We start from the raw sequence: 17,801 nt of genomic DNA, 5'->3' as shown, positions 1-17,801 counted from the left end.
AGACAGAAGGGGGTCGCGAACCCGCGGCGCCGCAGGCGCCGCAAATCAAACACAGCCCAGCCCGTGTGTCCGGTGACGCGATGGGCGAAGATGGACGGGTGAGTTTCTGGCCAGCGCCCCATGTCGATGTCCCCGTGCACGCGACCGTGACCCTGCCCGGATCGAAATCGATCACGAATCGGGCCCTGATCCTGGCCGCACTCGCCGAGGGTCCCTCAACCATTTCCGGCGCGCTGCGCAGCCGCGACACCGAACTCATGATCGGCGCCCTGTGTGCAATGGGCGCACGGATCGAGGGTGACGCCGACACGCTGACCGTGACACCCGCGCCGCTGCACGGCGGCACCGTCGACTGTGGCCTGGCCGGCACCGTGATGCGGTTCCTGCCCCCGGTCGCGGCCCTGGCCACCGGCGATGTCGCCTTCGACGGTGACGAGCAGGCCCGGGTTCGCCCACTCGGCACCATCCTGGAGGCACTGCGCCGGATCGGCGCGGAAATCGAGGGCGACGCACTGCCGTTCACGGTGCACGGCAAGGGTGCGCTGCGCGGCGGCTCGGTCACCATCGATGCCTCCGGATCGTCCCAGTTCGTCTCCGGACTGCTGCTGTCGGCAGCCCGGTTCGACGAGGGCATCGTGGTGCACCACGACGGCAAGGCACTGCCCTCGATGCCGCATATCGAGATGACGGTGGAGATGCTGCGGCGCGCCGAGGTCGCCGTCGATGCACCGGCCGACAGCCGCAAGGCCCAGACCTGGACCGTCGCACCCGGCCCGATCCGCGCGGTGAACTGGGATGTGGAGCCGGACCTGTCCAATGCCACGCCCTTCCTGGCCGCGGCCGCCGTCACCGGCGGCGAGGTCCGCATCCCGCACTGGCCGCGCCTGACCACCCAGCCCGGTGATGTGATCCGGGAGATCCTGGTGCGGATGGGGGCCGAGGTCACCCGGTTCGACGGCGTGCTGACCGTGCACGGCCCGGAGCGCCTGGCCGGTATCGATATCGATCTGCACGATGTCGGCGAGTTGACCCCGACCGTGGCCGCCCTTGCGGCACTTGCGGATTCGCCGTCCCGGCTGCGCGGTATCGCACATCTGCGCGGGCACGAGACCGATCGGCTCGCCGCCCTGTCCACCGAGATCAACCGGCTCGGCGGCAATGTCACCGAGACCGAGGACGGACTCGAGATCATTCCGGCCCCGCTGCACGGCGGCAACTGGCACTCCTATGCCGACCACCGAATGGCAACGGCCGGTGCGATTCTCGGACTCCGGGTGCCCGGCGTGGCGATCGAGGATATCGGCACCACGGCCAAGACACTGCCCGGATTCGTCGGCCTGTGGGAGCGGATGCTCGATCCCACGCTCACCGATCAGGGAGCGGCCCGCTGAGACGTCGCGATTACGACGAGTCGGATGTCCGGGTGCGCCCGGGCAAGTCGTCTCGTCCACGCACGAAAACCCGTCCGCAGCACAATGATGCGGAATCGGCCATGGTCGTTTCGGTGGACCGCGGTCGCTGGGGTTGCGTGCTCGGCGGCGATCCGGACAAGCTGATCGTCGCCATGCGGGCCAGGGAACTGGGCCGCACCCCGATCGTGGTCGGCGATCAGGTCGACGTGGTCGGCGATCTGTCCGGCAGACCCGATACCCTGGCTCGCATCGTCCGCGTCGGGGAACGCCGAACCGTCCTGCGCCGCACCGCCGATGACACCGACCCGTTCGAACGGATCGTCGTCGGCAATGCCGAACAGCTGTTCATCGTGGTCGCCCTCGCCGATCCGCCGCCGCGCACCGGTTTCGTCGAACGTGCCATGGTCGCCGCGTATGCCGGTGGACTGCAACCGATTCTGTGTTTGACCAAACACGATCTGGCCGCCGAATCCGAATTCGCCGCCGCCTTCGACGATCTCGACCTCACCATCATCTACGGCGGTATCGACGACCCGAGCGAACCGGTTCTCGAGCTGCTCACCGACCGACTCACCGCCTTCATCGGCCACTCCGGCGTCGGCAAATCGACGCTGGTGAATCGCCTTGTGCCCGATGCGGATCGGGCGGTCGGCGAGGTCTCCGGCGTGGGCAAGGGCAAACACACCTCAACCCAATCCGTGGCCCTGCCGCTCCCGCAGGGCGGTTGGGTCATCGACACACCCGGTGTCCGTTCCTTCGGACTGGCTCACATCACGCCCGACGATGTCATCGCCGCCTTCACCGATCTGGCCGCCGCCATCGAGGATTGTCCCCGCGGCTGCACCCATCTCGGTCCGCCCGCGGACCCCGAATGCGCGCTGGATACCTTGCCCGGCAAGGAACGCCGCGTCGCCGCGATCCGGCTCCTGCTGACCGCGCTGAACTCCAACGAATCCTGGTAGTCAGTGCCCGTCGGCCTGTTCAGGCGCGAAGGGCCACTCCTCGAATCGGTCGCACAGACCGCCGGAGTCGAACCGCAATACCCACAGATCCCGCCAGCGCGACAACGTGTCCCACCGATACTCCACGCCCACCCGCACCACGGCGGTCGAATCCTCTACCGCGACAACCTCGGCTGCCATCGTGAACGCCTCGTCCGGCCCACTGCGCTCGGCCTCCCAGAACACCTCGAGCGGTTCGAGACCGACGATCGGATCCGCCCACGGCGACACCAGATACTCGACATCGCGGGTGAACAGCTCCTCGAGCATCGCGGTGCCCGGCGCACGCCAAGCCCGTTCATAACCACCGACCCATTTCTCGACAGTGTCCCGGTCCACGCCTCGTAAGCTACTCCGCCGCACCACCCCTCGTGGCCGGTTCACCGACGACGAAGGCGCCCATGGACTCGAGTCCATGGGCGCCTTCGTGATCGAATCAGTGCCGACGACGCGTCTTCGGTGCGCGCTTCGGCTTGGCCTGTGCGCGGGCCGCCTCGCGGCGCTCACGGCGAGTGCTGCCGTCGCCGTACTCCTCGGCGTCACTGTGCACCGCGGCGTGGCCGCCCTCGTCCGGACCCGAATAGTGGAAGCCGTTGTTGGCCCGGGAATCGCTGATCCCCTTGGCACGCAACGCCGCAGGCGCGCCATTGCCGACCGGCGCTTGCTGGGTGGGCAGTGGACGCGGCGCGGTGGCGCCGACCGGCGAGCGCAGGCCGGGATCGACCGCGACGCCCTCGGGCTGCGGCTGCTGCACCTCGACCTGCAGGTTGAACAGGAAGCCGACCGACTCCTCCTTCAGGCCGTCGAGCATCGCGGCGAACATGTCGAAGCCCTCGCGCTGGTATTCGACCAGCGGATCGCGCTGCGCCATGGCACGCAGGCCGATGCCCTCCTTGAGGTAATCCATCTCGTAGAGGTGCTCGCGCCACTTGCGGTCCAGCACCGAAAGCAGCACCTGGCGTTCGAGATTGCGCATCGAACCCTCGCCGGCCAGACCGTCGATCTGCTGTTCACGCTTCTCGTAGGCGTCGTGCGCGTCATCGAGCAGCGATTCGACCAGCTCGTCCTTGGTCAGATCGCCCGCCTCGCCGATACCGGTCTCACCGGTCAGCTCCCTGTAGTCCAGGCTCACCGGGTACAGCGTCTTCAATGCGGTCCACAGCTTGTCCAGATCCCAGTCCTCGACGTAGCCCTCGGCGGTAGCGCCGTCGGCGTAGGCGGCGATCACGTCGGTGATCATCTCCTGGACCTGGCCCTCCATATCCTCGCCGCGCAGGATCCGGTTGCGCTCGCCGTAGATGACGGTGCGCTGCTGGTTCATCACCTCGTCGTACTTGAGCACGTTCTTGCGGATCTCGAAGTTCTGCTGCTCGACCTGGGTCTGCGCGCTCTTGATGGCCTTGGAGACCATCTTCGCCTCGATCGGCACATCGTCGGGCAGGTTGAGCCTGGTCATGATGGCCTCGAGCGCGGCGCCGTTGAAGCGCCGCATCAACTCGTCACCCAGCGACAGATAGAACCGGGACTCACCCGGGTCACCCTGACGGCCGGAACGACCGCGTAGCTGGTTATCGATACGGCGCGATTCGTGCCGCTCGGTGCCGAGCACGTACAGGCCACCGGCATCGCGCACCGCGTCGGCGTCCTCGGCGGTCTGCTCCTTGACCCGCTCCAGCGTCGGCAACCACGCGGCCTGGTACTCCTCCGGCGTCTCCACCGGATCCAGACCCTCCTTGCGCAGGATGATGTCGGTGATGATGTCCGGGTTACCGCCGAGCACGACGTCGGTACCACGACCGGCCATATTCGTCGCGACCGTGACCGCGCCCGGGCGACCGGCCTCGGCGATGATCTCGGCTTCCTTCTCGTGGAACTTCGCGTTCAGCACGTTGTGCGCGATGCCGCGCTTGGTGAACTGCTTGGACAGGTACTCCGAGCGCTCGACGCTGGTGGTACCGATCAGCACCGGCTGGCCCTTCTCGTGCCGTTCGGTGACATCGTCGACCACGGCCGAGAACTTGGCCTCTTCGGTCTTGTAGATCAGATCGGACTGATCCGCGCGGACCATCGGCTTGTTCGTCGGAATCGGGACCACGCCGAGGCTGTAGATCTGGTGCAGCTCGGCGGCCTCGGTCTCGGCGGTACCGGTCATACCGGAAAGCTTGTCGTAGAGGCGGAAATAGTTCTGCAGCGTGATGGTGGCCAGGGTCTGGTTCTCCGGCTGGATCTCGACGTTTTCCTTCGCCTCGATCGCCTGGTGCATGCCCTCGTTGTAGCGGCGCCCGACCAGGATGCGGCCGGTGAATTCGTCGACGATGATGACCTCGCCGTCGCGGACGATGTAGTCCTTGTCCCGGTGGTAGAGCTCCTTGGCCTTGATGGCGTTGTTCAGGTAGCTCACCAGCGGCGAATTGGCCGCCTCGTAGAGGTTGTCGATGCCGAGCTGATCCTCGACGAACTCCACGCCCGCTTCGTGCACACCGATGGTGCGCTTCTTGATATCGACCTCGTAGTGCAGGTCCTTCTTCAACAGCGGTGCGATGCGGGCGAATTCGGCGTACCACTTCGAGGAGGCGTCGGCCGGGCCCGAGATGATCAGCGGCGTGCGGGCCTCGTCGATGAGGATGGAGTCGACCTCGTCGACCACGGCGAAGTTGTGCCCACGCTGGACCAGATCGTCCAGCGAGTGGGTCATATTGTCGCGCAGGTAATCGAAGCCGAATTCGTTGTTGGTGCCGTAGGTGATGTCGGAGTTGTAGGACTCGCGACGCTCGGCCGGGGTCATACCGGACAGGATCACGCCGACGCTCAGCCCGAGGAAGCGGTGCACGCGGCCCATCCACTCGGCATCGCGCTTGGCCAGGTAGTCGTTGACCGTGACGACGTGCACGCCGTCGCCGGAGATCGCGTTGAGGTAGGCGGGCAGCACACAGGTCAGGGTCTTGCCCTCACCGGTCTTCATCTCGGCGATATTGCCGAGGTGCAGCGCCGCGCCACCCATGATCTGGACCTTGTAGTGCTTCTGGTTCAGCACCCGCCAGGACGCCTCACGGGCCACCGCGAACGCCTCCAGGAGCAGATCGTCCAGCGTTTCGCCGTCCGCGTAGCGGTCCCGGAATTCGTCGGTCTTGGCACGCAGCTCGTGGTCGGTGAGCTCCTCGATCTCGGGCCCGAGCGCGAGGACCTCTTCCGCGAGGTGGGCGAGCCGCTTGACCGTGCGTCCCTCACCAATCCGTAGCAACCTCGTCAGTGTCAGCGCAGGCACGGGTCTCGTCAGTCCTCTGGTCGGTGTGTCAAATGTTCGGCCGTCACCCGGGGCGGGCAGTGTGCACATGACCCCGCCGAGCACGGCGGAATCCGCAGCACGCTTCATGGTAATGCGGCATCCATGTTAGGTGCCGATGACCAGCGACATAGCGCCGCATCCGCCGCTACCGCCGAGGCGGCAGCCGTTTCTTTTCACCGTACCCGTGTGTCGGCTGTCGGATCGGCTGGGAATCCGATGGACCGGAACCTGTTTCAGCGCAGGTGTCATACGTTGTAAGTCGTTCGTCCGGCCGGAGCCGGGAGCCCTGTCTACCAGGGAAGACCCGTGATCCGACGGCACGCGACGACACCAAGGGGCAGCGCGGCTCAAAAGGCATCCGTTATGCGGCACCCCGATTAATGTGTGCGAATCGAGTTCCTCCGGTCTCGAACCAATGCAGCCTTCCACGGAACCAGGCGTGGGTAAAGGGTTGCGCGAATATCGCTGGATATGCCACAGGGGGCAGGACGAACCGTTGTGGGCGACCACAATGGGCGATGAGACGGCTCGGGTGGGAGCCACATCGGAAGGAGCACCGGGCAGCGTGATCACGAGATTGACGCCGCAGGACGCGGAGTTCTATCGGCTCGAGTCGAGCAGCAATCCGATCCATATCGGCTCTCTCGCGATCGTCCGAGGTAGCGACTCCGCACCGGGGGAAACGGCACTCGACTACGACGGACTGGTCGATCTGGTGGAGAGCAGGCTTTCCCTGGTCCCCCGCTATCGCAGGAAGGTCCGCGAAGTCCCGTTCGCGCTCGGCCGCCCGGTCTGGGTCGAGGACAGCCATTTCGATATCACCTATCACATCCGCCGCTCCGCACTGCCCGAGCCGGGCAACGATAGCCAGCTGCACGATCTGGTGGCGCGGCTGGCGTCGCGACCGCTCGATCAGAGCCGCCCACTGTGGGAGATGTATTTAATCGAGGGCCTGGCCGAGGGCCGGTCCGCGATCTTCACCAAAACCCATTCGGCGCTCGTCGACGGGGATACCGCACTCGAGATCGGGCACGTCATCCTCGATACCAGCGCATCGCCGCGCGGTATCGCCGATGACGCCTGGGTGGCGCCGCGCGAACCCAACGAGATGGAACTGCTGATCGGCGCGCTCACCCACCTGGCCGCGCAGCCGCGCGAGGCGCTCGAGGTGGCGCGCGACGCGAGCGCGCACGCGTTCTCGGTGGTCGAGGCCACGGGCAAGGCGGTGGATTCGATGGTTTCGGCCGTGCGCGCGGCCACCATCGGCGCACCCGACAGTCCGCTCAACGCCAAGACCTCGCGCAACCGCCGCTTCGATGTGGTGCGCACGGATCTGGAGGACTACCGCAAGATCCGCAAGCGCTTCGAATGCTCGATCAATGATGCGATCCTGGCCGTCGTCACCGGGGCGCTGCGCAATTGGCTGCTTTCTCGCGGTGAGGCGCTCACCGAATCGACTGTGCTGCGCGCGGTGGTGCCGATGTCGGTCTATGTCGAAGGCATCGACGACCAGCTGAAACCGGCCAGCGAGGTCTCCTCGTTTCTCATCGATCTGCCGGTGGGCGAACCGAATCCGGTGATGCGCCTATCGCATATCTCCCATGCCACCGAGGCCAACAGCAAGCATCGGCGCGGCGTGCGGGCGCGCACCCTGGTGCACCTGGCCGGCTTCGCTCCGGCGAGCCTGCATGCGATGAGTGTGCGGGCGGCGAGTACGTTCGCAGAGCACACGTTCAATCTGGTGATCACCAACGCACCGGGTCCGCAGACCCCGATGTATATCGGCGGCGCGCGGATGCTGGAGATGTATCCGGTGTCGCCGCTGCTGCGCAACCAGGCCTCGAGCATCGGGATCACGTCCTATGACGGACGCGTCTTCTACGGACTCAACGCCGACCGCGACGCGATGGCCGATATCGGCGTGCTGGCCGCGTCGGTGCACGAGTCCATGGAGGAGATGCTCGGTGCCTGCGTCTGAGAACACCATGCGGGTCTATATCCCCGCCACCGTGCCGATGCTGCGTGAGCTCGTCGCGGACCGGGAACTGCGCCCGGCAGGCGGCACCGCTTTCGCGGTCACGCCGACACTGCGCGAGGCCTACGCCTCCGGTGACGACGAAGAATTGGCCGAGGTCGCGATGGCCGAGGCCGCGCGGGCTTCGCTGCGCCTGCTGGCCGCCGAGCGCGAGGAGGCCACGGAGGCGTCCGACGACGGGGACGAGGACGACGACGACCCCGCCACCACCTACCACAGCCCGGTCTATCGCCGCGCGGTCATCGCCGCCGATGTGACCGGCGCGAAGCTGCGCCCCGACCTCGACGACGCGGTGGTGCGATTGGCCGGACCGATCGGCTACGACCGGATCGCCTCGGTGCACGTCGACCTGGCCGAGGCCGAACCCGAGGTGGCCAAGGCGGTCGATGTCGTCGATGCCGCCGACCTCGGCGACGCCGATGCCGAATTCGTGCTCGGTGATGCCGAGGACCATCAGCTGGCCTGGTACGCCGCCCAGGAGCTACCGTTCCTGCTCGAATTACTGTGAGCGGCAACCTACACATTCCGCACTAACCTACGATGCCGTAACCTGGCTGCGAGGCGGCTTCACCGGTTGCTACGACAGGGAGACGAACGGCGGCAATGGTCTTGAAAAAAGCGGCACTCTCGGTGCACACGGTCCGGGAGTGGCTGGAGGCTCCGGCGGCGGAAGTCGCCGAACGCGGTGGACGGCTGAACGTACTGCGCGGCGCCGTCGCGCGCGTCACCACGCCACTGCTGCCCGACGACTATCTGCACCTGGCGAATCCACTGTGGTCGGCGCGCGAGCTGCGCGGCCGAATTGTCGAGGTGCGCAAGGAAACCGCCGATTCGGCCACCCTGGTCATCAAGCCGGGCTGGGGCTTCGACTGGAAATACGAGCCGGGTCAATACATCGGCATCGGCATCCTGGTCGACGGCCGCTGGCACTGGCGCTCGTACTCGCTGACCTGCCCGCCGAACTGGACCGACCCGGAACACCGCGGCAAGCGGCTGATCTCCATCGCGGTCAAGGCGATGCCCGAGGGTTTCCTGTCCAGCCACCTTGTCAGCGGTGTCGCCGCGGGCACCATCGTCCGGTTGGCCGCACCGCAGGGCGGTTTCGTGCTGCCGTCGCCGCCGCCGGAGAAGGTGCTGTTCCTCACCGCGGGCAGCGGTATCACCCCGGTCATGTCCATGCTGCGCGCGCTGGATCGCCGCGACATGGTCACCGATGTCGTGCATGTGCACTCCGCGCGCACCCGCGACGATGTGATGTTCGGCGTCGAACTGCGCGATCTGCACGATCGCCGCCCCAGCTTCTCCTCGCATCTGCACCTGACCGATGAGCAGGGCAGGTTCTCCCTCACCACACTGGACGAACACTTCCCCGATTGGCGCGAGCGCCAGACCTGGGCCTGCGGTCCGGCCGCCATGCTCGACGAGATCGAACAGCATTGGCGTGCGGCCGACATCAGCGACCGGCTGCATGTCGAGCGCTTCGAGATCGAGCGCTCCGCCGTCGGCGAGGGCGGCACAGTCACATTCGACAAGACCGGGCGCACCGTGCAGGTCGACGGCGCGACCAGTCTGCTGGAGGCAGGCGAATCCGCTGGCGTGCAGATGCCCTTCGGCTGCCGGATGGGCATCTGCCAAACCTGTGTCGTCACACTGACTTCCGGACATGCTCGCGATCTGCGCAATGGTGACGAGCGCCGCGAGGGCGACAAGGTACAGACCTGCATCTCGGCCGCGGCGGGCGACTGCGCACTCGACGTCTGAGACAGCGACACTCGCAGACGCACCCTCGGGGGGAGCCGACAGGTACCCTCGAGGTACATCCAGTCAGGGAAAGGACCCCGGTGGCCATCACCGATATCAAGGCGTTCGCCCATCTCACGGCGGCCGACATCGAAACACTGGGGCAGGAACTCGATTCCATCCGGCGCTCCGTCGAGCTGTCCCGCGGTGAACGTGACGCCAAGTACATCCGGCGCACGATCGCGGCGCAGCGCGGGCTCGAAGTGCTCGCGCGCGGTGTGCTGTTCGGCAGCCGCAACCGGTGGGCCTGGCTGACGGGGACGGCTCTGCTGTCGGTCGCCAAGATCATCGAGAATATGGAGCTCGGGCACAACATCAGCCACGGGCAGTGGGACTGGATGAACGATCCGGAAATCCACTCCAGCACCTGGGAGTGGGATATGACCGGGCCGTCGGTGCAGTGGCGGCGGGCGCACAACTATTCGCACCACACCTACACCAATGTGCTCGGCAAGGACGAGGACCTCGGCTTCGGCATCCTGCGGATGACCCGCGACGAGCAGTGGCGGCCGATCCATCTGATCCAGCCGCTGGCCAATATCCTGCTCGCGGCCACCTTCGAATGGGGTATCGCGCTGCACGACTGGAGCATCGAGAAGGAACTCTCCGGTGCGCCGCGCTACCAGCTGATGTCGGTGCCGAACAAAGACTTCGGTCGCAAGATCGGCCGTCAGGTGGCCAAGGACTTCCTGATCTACCCGGCGCTCACCGGACCGGCGTTCAAGTCCACGCTGAAGGCGAATGCGACCGCCAACCTGGTGCGCAACCTGTGGGCCTACGCGGTGATCTTCTGCGGCCACTTCCCCGACGGCGCCGAGAAATTCACCATCGAACAGCTCGAGGGCGAGACCAGCGGCGAATGGTATCTGCGCCAGATGCTCGGCAGCGCCAACTTCAAGGCCGGACCCGCCATGGCCTTCATGAGCGGCAATCTCTGCTACCAGATCGAACATCACCTGTTCCCCGACCTGCCCAGCAACCGGTATCCGGAAATCGCCGAGCGGGTCCGCGAACTGTGCGACAAGTACGACCTGCCCTACACCACCGGCTCGCTCGGCAAGCAGTATCTGCTGGCCTTCCGGACCATCCACAAGCTCGCACTTCCGGACCGCTTCCTCAAGCGCACCGCCGACGACGCACCGGAGACCTCCTCGGAGCGCAAATTCGCCGGTGTCTCGCTGCCCGCCATGCCGTCGATGCCGAATGCCGAGCGCTGGGCCGACAAGTGGAACGAGACGCACTGGCTGCCCGTCGACCCCGAGACCGGAAAGCGTCGTGGCCTGCGTTCGGCGCTGCGCGAGGCCAAGGTGGTGTTGCGGGAAAAAGCTCGGCACGAGAAGGAAGTGCTGCGCGAGGCCAAGCTGGCGCTGCAGGAAAAGGCACGTCAGGAGAAGGCGACACTGCAGCGAAAGGCCATGCGCGAACGGGCGATCCGTCGCAGCCGACGTCGCCGATGAGATAGCATCCCCCAGCCGCGTTTGCAATGGGGGATTTGCCACATCCTGGAGACGGTCCTCACAACCTACGGTCTCGTAACTTACGGTACTGTAACCGCCATGGCGATCTCGGATGTCAAGGAATACGCGCACCTCACCGAAGCCGATGTGGAGGCACTCGGTGCGGAGTTCGACGCGATCCGGCGCGATATCGAGTCCTCGCGCGGTGCTCGCGACGCGCGGTATATCCGCAATGTCATCCGCCTGCAGCGTGCGCTCGAGATCAGCGGCCGCACGGTGCTGTTCGCCAGTTTCCTGCCGCCCGCCTGGCTCGCCGGTGTTGCCCTGCTCAGCACGGCCAAGATCATCGAGAATATGGAGATCGGGCACAACGTCATGCATGGGCAGTGGGACTGGATGAACGATCCGGAAGTCCACTCCAGCACCTGGGAATGGGATAACACCGGCCCGTCCAAGCACTGGAAGCAGACGCACAACTACCTGCACCACAAGTACACCAATGTGCTCGGCATGGACGACGACATCGGCTACGGCCTGCTGCGCGTCACCCGGGATCAGCGGTGGAGGCCGTTCAATATCGGCAATCCGGTCTACAACCTGGTGCTGCAGCTGTTCTTCGAATACGGCGTCGCGATCCAGCATCTGGAGCTCGGCAAGGTGCACCGGCTGAAGGAGGGCTCGCCGGAGCGGGCCGCATTCGAGGTCAAGCGCCGCGAGGTGCTGGTCAAGATCGGCAAGCAGGTCGGCAAGGATTACCTGCTGTTCCCGCTGCTCACCGGGCCCGCGTTCTTCTCGACGCTCACCGCGAACCTGACCGCCAATGTCATCCGCAATATCTGGACCAATGCGGTGATCTTCTGCGGCCACTTCCCGGACGGCGCGGAGAAATTCACCAAGGCCGATATCGACGGCGAATCCAAGGGCCAGTGGTACCTGCGCCAGATGCTGGGCAGCGCCAATATCTCCGGCGGTCCGGTGATGCACTTCATGACCGGCAACCTGAGCCACCAGATCGAACACCACCTGTTCCCGGATCTGCCGAGCAACCGCTATGCCGATATCGCGGTGCGGGTGCGCGCCCTGGCCGAGAAGTACGACCTGCCCTACACCACTGGTTCGCTTCCCGTGCAGTACTTCAAGTCCTGGCGCACCATCCTGAAGCTGGCGCTGCCGAACAAGTACCTGCGCGCGACCGCCGACGACGCCCCCGAGACCGCCTCGGAGCGCAAATTCGACGGTGCCACGGTGCCGAGCTTCGACCCGGTTACCGGTAAGCGTCGCGGTCTGCGCACGGCGCTCGCGGATGGGCGCCGCCGGTTCGCCCGCCGGGCCGTTTCCGTCGCCTGACGCACAGTCACACCGAAGGCGCCTGCGGAAGTCCGTGGGCGCCTTCGCCTTTCGATGGGCTGGCCATTCCGGGCGCGGCGGGCTCGTGGTATCCGCTTGGGCCTCGGCGGGAGCGCCGGTTGCGGCTGGTTGACTGAGGGTGTGTGTGCTGAAGATCTGAGCGTTTACGAGGCCATCCGGATGCGGCGGGATGTACGGGCCGAATTCACCGGTGACCTCGTCGACGATGCGACGCTGTGGCGGATACTCGATGCCGCACATCGCGCGCCCAGTGTCGGCAACTCACAGCCGTGGGACTTCATCGTGGTGCGCGAGCATGCGACGCTGCGGAAGTTCGCGGACCATGTCGCGCAGAAGCGGATCGAATTCCGGGACGCACTGCCGCCGGAGCGGGCGGCGACCTTCGACCCGATCAAGATCGAGGGCATCACCGAGAGCGGCACCGGCATCGTGGTCACCTACGACCACGACCGCGGCGGCCCGCAGATCCTCGGCCGCGCCACAGTTCCCGAAACCGGCATCTACTCGGCGGTTCTCGCAATCCAGAACCTCTGGCTGGCCGCTACCGCCGAGCAGATCGGCGTCGGATGGGTCTCGTTCTACGACGCCGAATTCCTCACCGACCTGGTCGGCCTACCCGACGGCATCCGCCCCGTCGCCTGGCTGTGCGTCGGACCGGTAGCCGAATTCCAACGCGTACCCGACCTCGAACGCTTCGGCTGGCGCACCGGCCGCCCCCTCACCGAAGCCGTCCACCAAGAAACCTTCCGCACCTGAGCTGATCGAGCGCTTCGGATTCGAAGGTAGTCAAATGGCGGCCGAAAACCCCACCACCAACCACCAATTGACTACGCTCGGCGAACTATCGAGAACGCAACCACAGCCGGTGGCCGACGGCTATCAGACGCGTTCCAGCACGGCCGACGCGCCGATGCCACCCGCCGCGCAGATGCCGAGCAGGGCGGCGTTCCGTCCGGTGCGGGCCAACTCATTGGCCATAGTGGTGACCATGCGTGCGCCGGTCGCGCCGAACGGATGTCCGAGCGACACCGAACCGCCGTGCACGTTGAGCTTGTCGATATCGATCTCGCCGACCGCGGTGTCGCGATCGAGGCGGGTCTTGGCCCACTCGTCGCTGTTCAGTGCGGCGAGCACGGACAGCGTCTGGGCCGCGAATGCCTCGTGGATATCGACGAGATCGATATCGCCCAGCGACATTCCGGCCTTGTCGAGGGCGCGCGGCATGGAGATGGCCGGGCCGATCAGCACCTGATCGGCCGGGTCGACGCTGACGTAGCTCCAGGAGCGTAAGGCGGCCAGCGGACGGTAGCCGAGGGCGTGCGCCCGCTCCTCGCTCATCAGCAGTACCGCGGATGCGCCGTCGGTGAGCGGGCTGGCGTTGCCCGCTGTCACGCTGCCGTCGCGGGCGAAGACCGGCTTCAGCTTCGCCAACTTCTCGACACTGGTATTCGCGCGCACCAGTCCGTCGCGCGTGACATCCGTGCCTTCGGGGGTGCGCACCCGCAGCACCTCGTCGTCGAAGCGGCCCGAATCGATGGCCGCGGCGGCCCGGTGATGTGAGCGCGCGGCGAATTCGTCCTGATCCGCGCGGCTGATCCCGTGGATCCGGGCCATCTTCTCGGCCGACTCCCCCATCACCTCGCCGGTGGTGCGTTCGGCGATCTTCGGTCGGCTCGGCAGCAGATCGGTGAAGGGCGCGAGCTGACGCGCCGCCGCCAGATAATCCTTCGGCTTCGGCTTGCCGAGTGCGAGCGGCGCACCGGCGTGCACCAGCTTCTGCGGCAGCTTCACCTCGGCATTGCTGGTCGAATCGCTGCCGCCGGCGATCATGATGTCGTATTCGCCGCGCTCGATGGCCGCCACTGCCGAGGTGATCGCCTGGAGTCCGGAGGCGCACGCCCGCGTCACCGTGTACCCCTCGCATCCGGGGTCGAGACCGAGATCCAGCGCGATCTCCCGCGCGATATTCGGTGCGGCACTAGGCAGAATCACGCCGCCCCACACGATTGCCTGCACCTGCGCTCCGGGCAGGCCGGTCCGTTCCAACAGCCCACGCACCGCGGCATCGGCCAGCGCGATCGAATCCATCCGCGTGTAATCGCCGAACGCCTTGACGAAGGGCGTGCGCGCACCGGAAACAATGACGGCACGGCGAGCAGCACTGGTAGCCATGGGATTTTCTCCTCGAGAGATCTACCCCACAAACTTACTCGAAAGTAAGTTCAAGGTCCAGACCAGCGAGGGCCCGGCTCAGCGATCCCCTCCAACGCCGCTGAGCCGGGCATTCTCAACCGTCCCGCTGCGCCCGATTTCGCAAGCACTCGGGTAACTCCTCGGGCACGCCCGAAAGCGGGCCCGGCACTCAACCGCCAGCCCGCGACGACGCTGTCGAGGCACCCCGCGCCGACAAAAGGCCCGGGGAAGCGGGTGAGCGGCGCCTGTCCCGGCGAACGCCCCTGCTCGTCCCGGAACCCGCAAGGTCGACGTCGACACCACTCGGCGCGAGGAAACAGTAGCAATCTTTCTATTAGTTTTTCAAACCTTTTCTACAAAGTTGTCATCTCCACCAAAGAACCTCTAGCATGAGGCTCACTATGCAAAGCCCTTCGGAGCTGTCGCGACATAAGCGCTTCGGCCGAATCATCAAGGAACGCCGCGACGAACTCGGCCTCACCCAGATGCAGATCGGCGATCTGGGAGGGCCCTCGGCGCCGACGATCCGCAAGATCGAAGACGGCGATGCGACCATCAGCACGCACACCCTGAACAAACTCGACGCGCCGCTGCGCTGGCTGCCCGGCAGCGCGGCGCGCACCTATGCGGGCGGCGATCCGACCACGCACGAGGTCGCGACGCACACCCCCGGTACCGACGAGTCGATCGTCTCCGGACCCGACTCGATCCGATTCGAACTTTCCGACCTGACCGGACTGCTCGCCGCCGCCGGTCGGCTCAACGATGCGGTCGAGCGCGGCCGGACCACCGAACCCCATCTGGTGGCGGCCATTTCGGATCTCAACGGGGTGGTCTCCCGGCTCTCCGCGCGCTATGCCACCGCCATGCTGGAACGCAACGGCGGACCGGGCAAAACGCTGCATCCTTTGGTCGCAATGGCGTTCTCGCATCTGCTCGATGTGCCCGCCGAGTCCAGCGACCCCGCCGACCTGGAGGAACGCCGCTATCGCCGCTGGCTGGCCGGACGCGCGGAGGATGTGGACGCTGGCACCGAGGGCCGCTTCCGCGCACGTTGGCTGGCAGCCAATCCCGGTGTGACAGCTATTCGAAACGGCAAGCAGTAGAGGGCAGTACAGATGATCGACGATGCGACGAGCCGAGCGCGACTGACACTGAGCCACAAGTTGAATCGACTATTCGCGACCGTGCACCCGCGGTCGGAGCCCGAGCGCACGACGGCCGCGGTGGCCGAACAGGTCGGTGCGCAATTGGGCCGCACCGTCCCGGCGGATCAGCTCGACCGGTTGCGGCGCGGCGAATTCGACTCGACGCCGGTCGGGTCCGAACTGCTCAGCGCCATCGCACAGTGCTTCGGCGTGAGCGCCGACTATCTGACCACCGCGGGCGCGGCGGCGGCCGCGATCGACCGGGAACTCGAATTGCTCGCCACCATGCGCGATGCCAATGTCGCCAGCATCGCGCTGCGCGGATCCGATATCGATCTCACCACGCTGACCGCGCTCATCCACAGCGCGGATCAACCGGCCGAGCGACCGTAGAACGGGCAGTTTCCGAACAGTCGGTAGCATCGTCGGTTGCATGGGGCGGGACCGCAGCGCTGTAGGAGATTGCCGACGAATGCCGGGTATGGAGAACAGGTTCCGGGAAGTATCCCGGGACGTACCGGTACCGTCCCCGTGGAATCTGACCGCATACCTCGATGCCGTCGCCGACCATCGCGGTCGCACCATCACCCTGCAACCGGTCGACACCGCATTGCTCGCGGGCACCGGCTGCGGCACCGGCAGCGGTCTGTGGATTGCCAAGCGCGACAGCGACATCATCGTCTACGGCGCCGACACCACCGAATGGCATGCCGAGCACATCATCGTCCACGAACTGGGGCATATGCTGCTCGGCCACGGACCGGAATCGGGGACCGAAACCCCCGCGCCACAACCGATGTCGGCCCTCGCGGACCTACTGCCCTCGATTTCCACGGAGTCCATCGCCTACGTGCTCGGGCGCAGCGATTACGCATCCGCCCGCGAACGCGATGCCGAAACCTTCGCCGACCTGGTCATGTTGCAGGCCATGCGCCCGCAGCGCCGAGATTCGGTGCTGCACAGAACCTTTTTCTCCCCCGCCTCCCCGAACCTCAGGCCGGACGTTGGGAGCCACAGCAGCATCGTCGCGGACCGGCGGTCGACAGCCTGGCTGAGGTTTGGACGTCCCCGATGAGTTACCCATGTGCTTACGAAATCAGCTGTTACGCAGACAACAATATTCTCCGGACATTCAACTGATGCGCTGAATGCCCGGAGAACGAGGGTCAGCGCTGTGCTACGCGAGCCGGATCAGGCCGTAGTCGAATGCGTGGCGACGGTAGACGACAGACGGTCGGTCGGTCTCTTTGTCCTGGAAGAGGAAGAAGTCGTGCCCGACGAGCTCCATCTGGTAGAGGGCGTCGTCGACCGACATCGGGGTCCCGGAATGGACCTTGGTTCGGACGATATGGCCGGGACCGGCCGCGTAATCCGGGGATTCCGTTTCGTGCCGGCTACGTTCGGCCTCGGGGTGCTCGTGTGCGGTGGCGCCCTCCGCCTGCGCGAACAGGGAGTCATCGATCAGATCGGCGGTCGCCTCGGCCACCGAGACCGGGGTCTTGTCCCCGTAGTGGACGCGGCGGCGATCCTTGGTTCGACGCAGTCGACTCTCCAACTTGGCGGTCACCGATTCGAGGGCAGCGTAGAAGCTGTCCGCACATGCCTCCGCCCGGACGACCGGGCCCTTGCCTCGCGCGGTGATCTCGACGCGCTGGCAGGCCTTACGCTGACGACGATTGCGTTCGTGGAACAACTCCACATCGAAGATGAATATCGACGGATCGAAGCGTTCTACACGGGAGAGTTTCTCCGCGACGTAAATTCGGAAATGGTCAGGAACCTCCACATTGCGGCCCTTCACCACGACATCGCCGCGCGGGGCGCGAGGTCGGTCCGCTGTGGATTGCTCTGTCGCATCCAGGGTGCTGTCATCGAGCACCGAGGCCTGTGTTTCTTTCACAGCGAGGGCGTCTTTCACTGAAGGTCGTGAAGAAGTCGTCACGCGTACCTCCCGGATATGGCCGCACAGACCAGCGTGCGTGCGGCGGGATGAGCCGTGCCGATAGACAATCTCTCGGCACATGATGTCCGAGGCGCCACCTCCAAACTCCCGGTTCGGGTGTGTGATCGCGACGCTAGTACGTCAACGGGCGGTCCGCCA

General features: G+C 65.9%; 15 protein-coding genes. 11 read left to right on the top strand and 4 right to left on the bottom strand.

Features of this window, described 5'->3' with window-relative positions:
- The first annotated feature begins 80 nt into the window (after positions 1–80).
- On the top strand, positions 81–1,391 hold the full coding sequence (aroA, locus tag NP3_RS42190; RefSeq protein ID WP_063047303.1) for a 3-phosphoshikimate 1-carboxyvinyltransferase: 1,311 nt from the start codon (positions 81–83) through the stop codon (positions 1,389–1,391).
- Positions 1,388–2,374 (top strand): ribosome small subunit-dependent GTPase A, encoded by a 987-nt coding sequence (gene rsgA / locus NP3_RS42185; protein WP_063047302.1) that lies wholly within the window; start codon positions 1,388–1,390, stop codon positions 2,372–2,374. Before aroA ends, rsgA begins: the two co-directional genes overlap by 4 nt.
- Here the strand turns inward: rsgA and NP3_RS50980 are convergent, their stop codons facing one another.
- Together NP3_RS50980 and secA are read right to left on the bottom strand one after the other, a co-directional pair.
- Positions 2,375–2,752, bottom strand: a complete 378-nt coding sequence (locus tag NP3_RS50980) for a hypothetical protein (RefSeq protein ID WP_063047296.1) — start codon at positions 2,750–2,752, stop codon at positions 2,375–2,377. It abuts the gene before it with no gap.
- Between the two features lie 97 nt (positions 2,753–2,849).
- Entirely contained in the window at positions 2,850–5,678 is a 2,829-nt protein-coding gene (gene secA, locus NP3_RS42175; protein WP_063047295.1) for a preprotein translocase subunit SecA, read from the bottom strand.
- A 586-nt stretch (positions 5,679–6,264) separates the two neighbouring features.
- On the opposite strand from secA, the gene NP3_RS42170 reads away from it, so the two are divergent.
- From NP3_RS42170 to bluB, 6 genes are all read left to right on the top strand, one after another.
- Positions 6,265–7,677, top strand: a complete 1,413-nt coding sequence (locus NP3_RS42170) for a WS/DGAT/MGAT family O-acyltransferase (protein WP_063047294.1) — start codon at positions 6,265–6,267, stop codon at positions 7,675–7,677.
- Positions 7,678–7,684: 7 nt separating this feature from the next.
- A complete protein-coding gene (locus tag NP3_RS42165) occupies positions 7,685–8,242 on the top strand; it encodes a DUF6912 family protein (protein ID WP_063047293.1) in 558 nt (185 codons plus the stop codon).
- Between the two features lie 95 nt (positions 8,243–8,337).
- Positions 8,338–9,495: a ferredoxin reductase gene (locus NP3_RS42160; RefSeq protein ID WP_063047292.1), complete on the top strand. Its 1,158-nt coding sequence runs from the start codon at positions 8,338–8,340 to the stop codon at positions 9,493–9,495.
- A gap of 80 nt (positions 9,496–9,575) precedes the next feature.
- The gene (locus NP3_RS42155) at positions 9,576–10,991 is read left to right on the top strand and encodes a fatty acid desaturase family protein (RefSeq protein ID WP_063047291.1); all 1,416 of its coding nucleotides are present in this window, start codon (positions 9,576–9,578) and stop codon (positions 10,989–10,991) included.
- Between the two features lie 99 nt (positions 10,992–11,090).
- The gene (locus NP3_RS42150) at positions 11,091–12,338 is read left to right on the top strand and encodes a fatty acid desaturase family protein (protein WP_063047290.1); all 1,248 of its coding nucleotides are present in this window, start codon (positions 11,091–11,093) and stop codon (positions 12,336–12,338) included.
- A gap of 129 nt (positions 12,339–12,467) precedes the next feature.
- Positions 12,468–13,115: a 5,6-dimethylbenzimidazole synthase gene (gene bluB, locus NP3_RS42145; RefSeq protein WP_084509632.1), complete on the top strand. Its 648-nt coding sequence runs from the start codon at positions 12,468–12,470 to the stop codon at positions 13,113–13,115.
- 123 nt (positions 13,116–13,238) lie between these two features.
- Here the strand turns inward: bluB and NP3_RS42140 are convergent, their stop codons facing one another.
- The gene (locus tag NP3_RS42140) at positions 13,239–14,531 is read right to left on the bottom strand and encodes an acetyl-CoA C-acyltransferase (protein ID WP_063047288.1); all 1,293 of its coding nucleotides are present in this window, start codon (positions 14,529–14,531) and stop codon (positions 13,239–13,241) included.
- A gap of 422 nt (positions 14,532–14,953) precedes the next feature.
- On the opposite strand from NP3_RS42140, the gene NP3_RS42135 reads away from it, so the two are divergent.
- The 3 genes from NP3_RS42135 to NP3_RS42125 all read left to right on the top strand — a co-directional run bounded on the left by NP3_RS42135 (position 14,954) and on the right by NP3_RS42125 (position 16,775).
- Complete coding sequence (locus NP3_RS42135) at positions 14,954–15,658, top strand: helix-turn-helix domain-containing protein (RefSeq protein WP_063047287.1); 705 nt, start codon at positions 14,954–14,956, stop codon at positions 15,656–15,658.
- Positions 15,659–15,670: 12 nt separating this feature from the next.
- Complete coding sequence (locus NP3_RS42130; protein ID WP_063047286.1) at positions 15,671–16,093, top strand: hypothetical protein; 423 nt, start codon at positions 15,671–15,673, stop codon at positions 16,091–16,093.
- A gap of 79 nt (positions 16,094–16,172) precedes the next feature.
- The gene (locus tag NP3_RS42125) at positions 16,173–16,775 is read left to right on the top strand and encodes a hypothetical protein (RefSeq protein WP_245721343.1); all 603 of its coding nucleotides are present in this window, start codon (positions 16,173–16,175) and stop codon (positions 16,773–16,775) included.
- 102 nt (positions 16,776–16,877) lie between these two features.
- Here NP3_RS42125 and hpf read toward each other — a convergent pair whose 3' ends face one another.
- Positions 16,878–17,579: a ribosome hibernation-promoting factor, HPF/YfiA family gene (hpf, locus tag NP3_RS42120; protein WP_084509631.1), complete on the bottom strand. Its 702-nt coding sequence runs from the start codon at positions 17,577–17,579 to the stop codon at positions 16,878–16,880.
- Between the last annotated feature and the right edge of the window lie 222 nt (positions 17,580–17,801).

Source organism: Nocardia pseudovaccinii NBRC 100343 (genome assembly GCF_001613225.1).
GTDB lineage: Bacteria > Actinomycetota > Actinomycetes > Mycobacteriales > Mycobacteriaceae > Nocardia > Nocardia pseudovaccinii.
The sequence above is the reverse complement of the archived record's forward strand: the minus strand, read 5'-3'. Positions and strand labels throughout refer to the sequence as shown.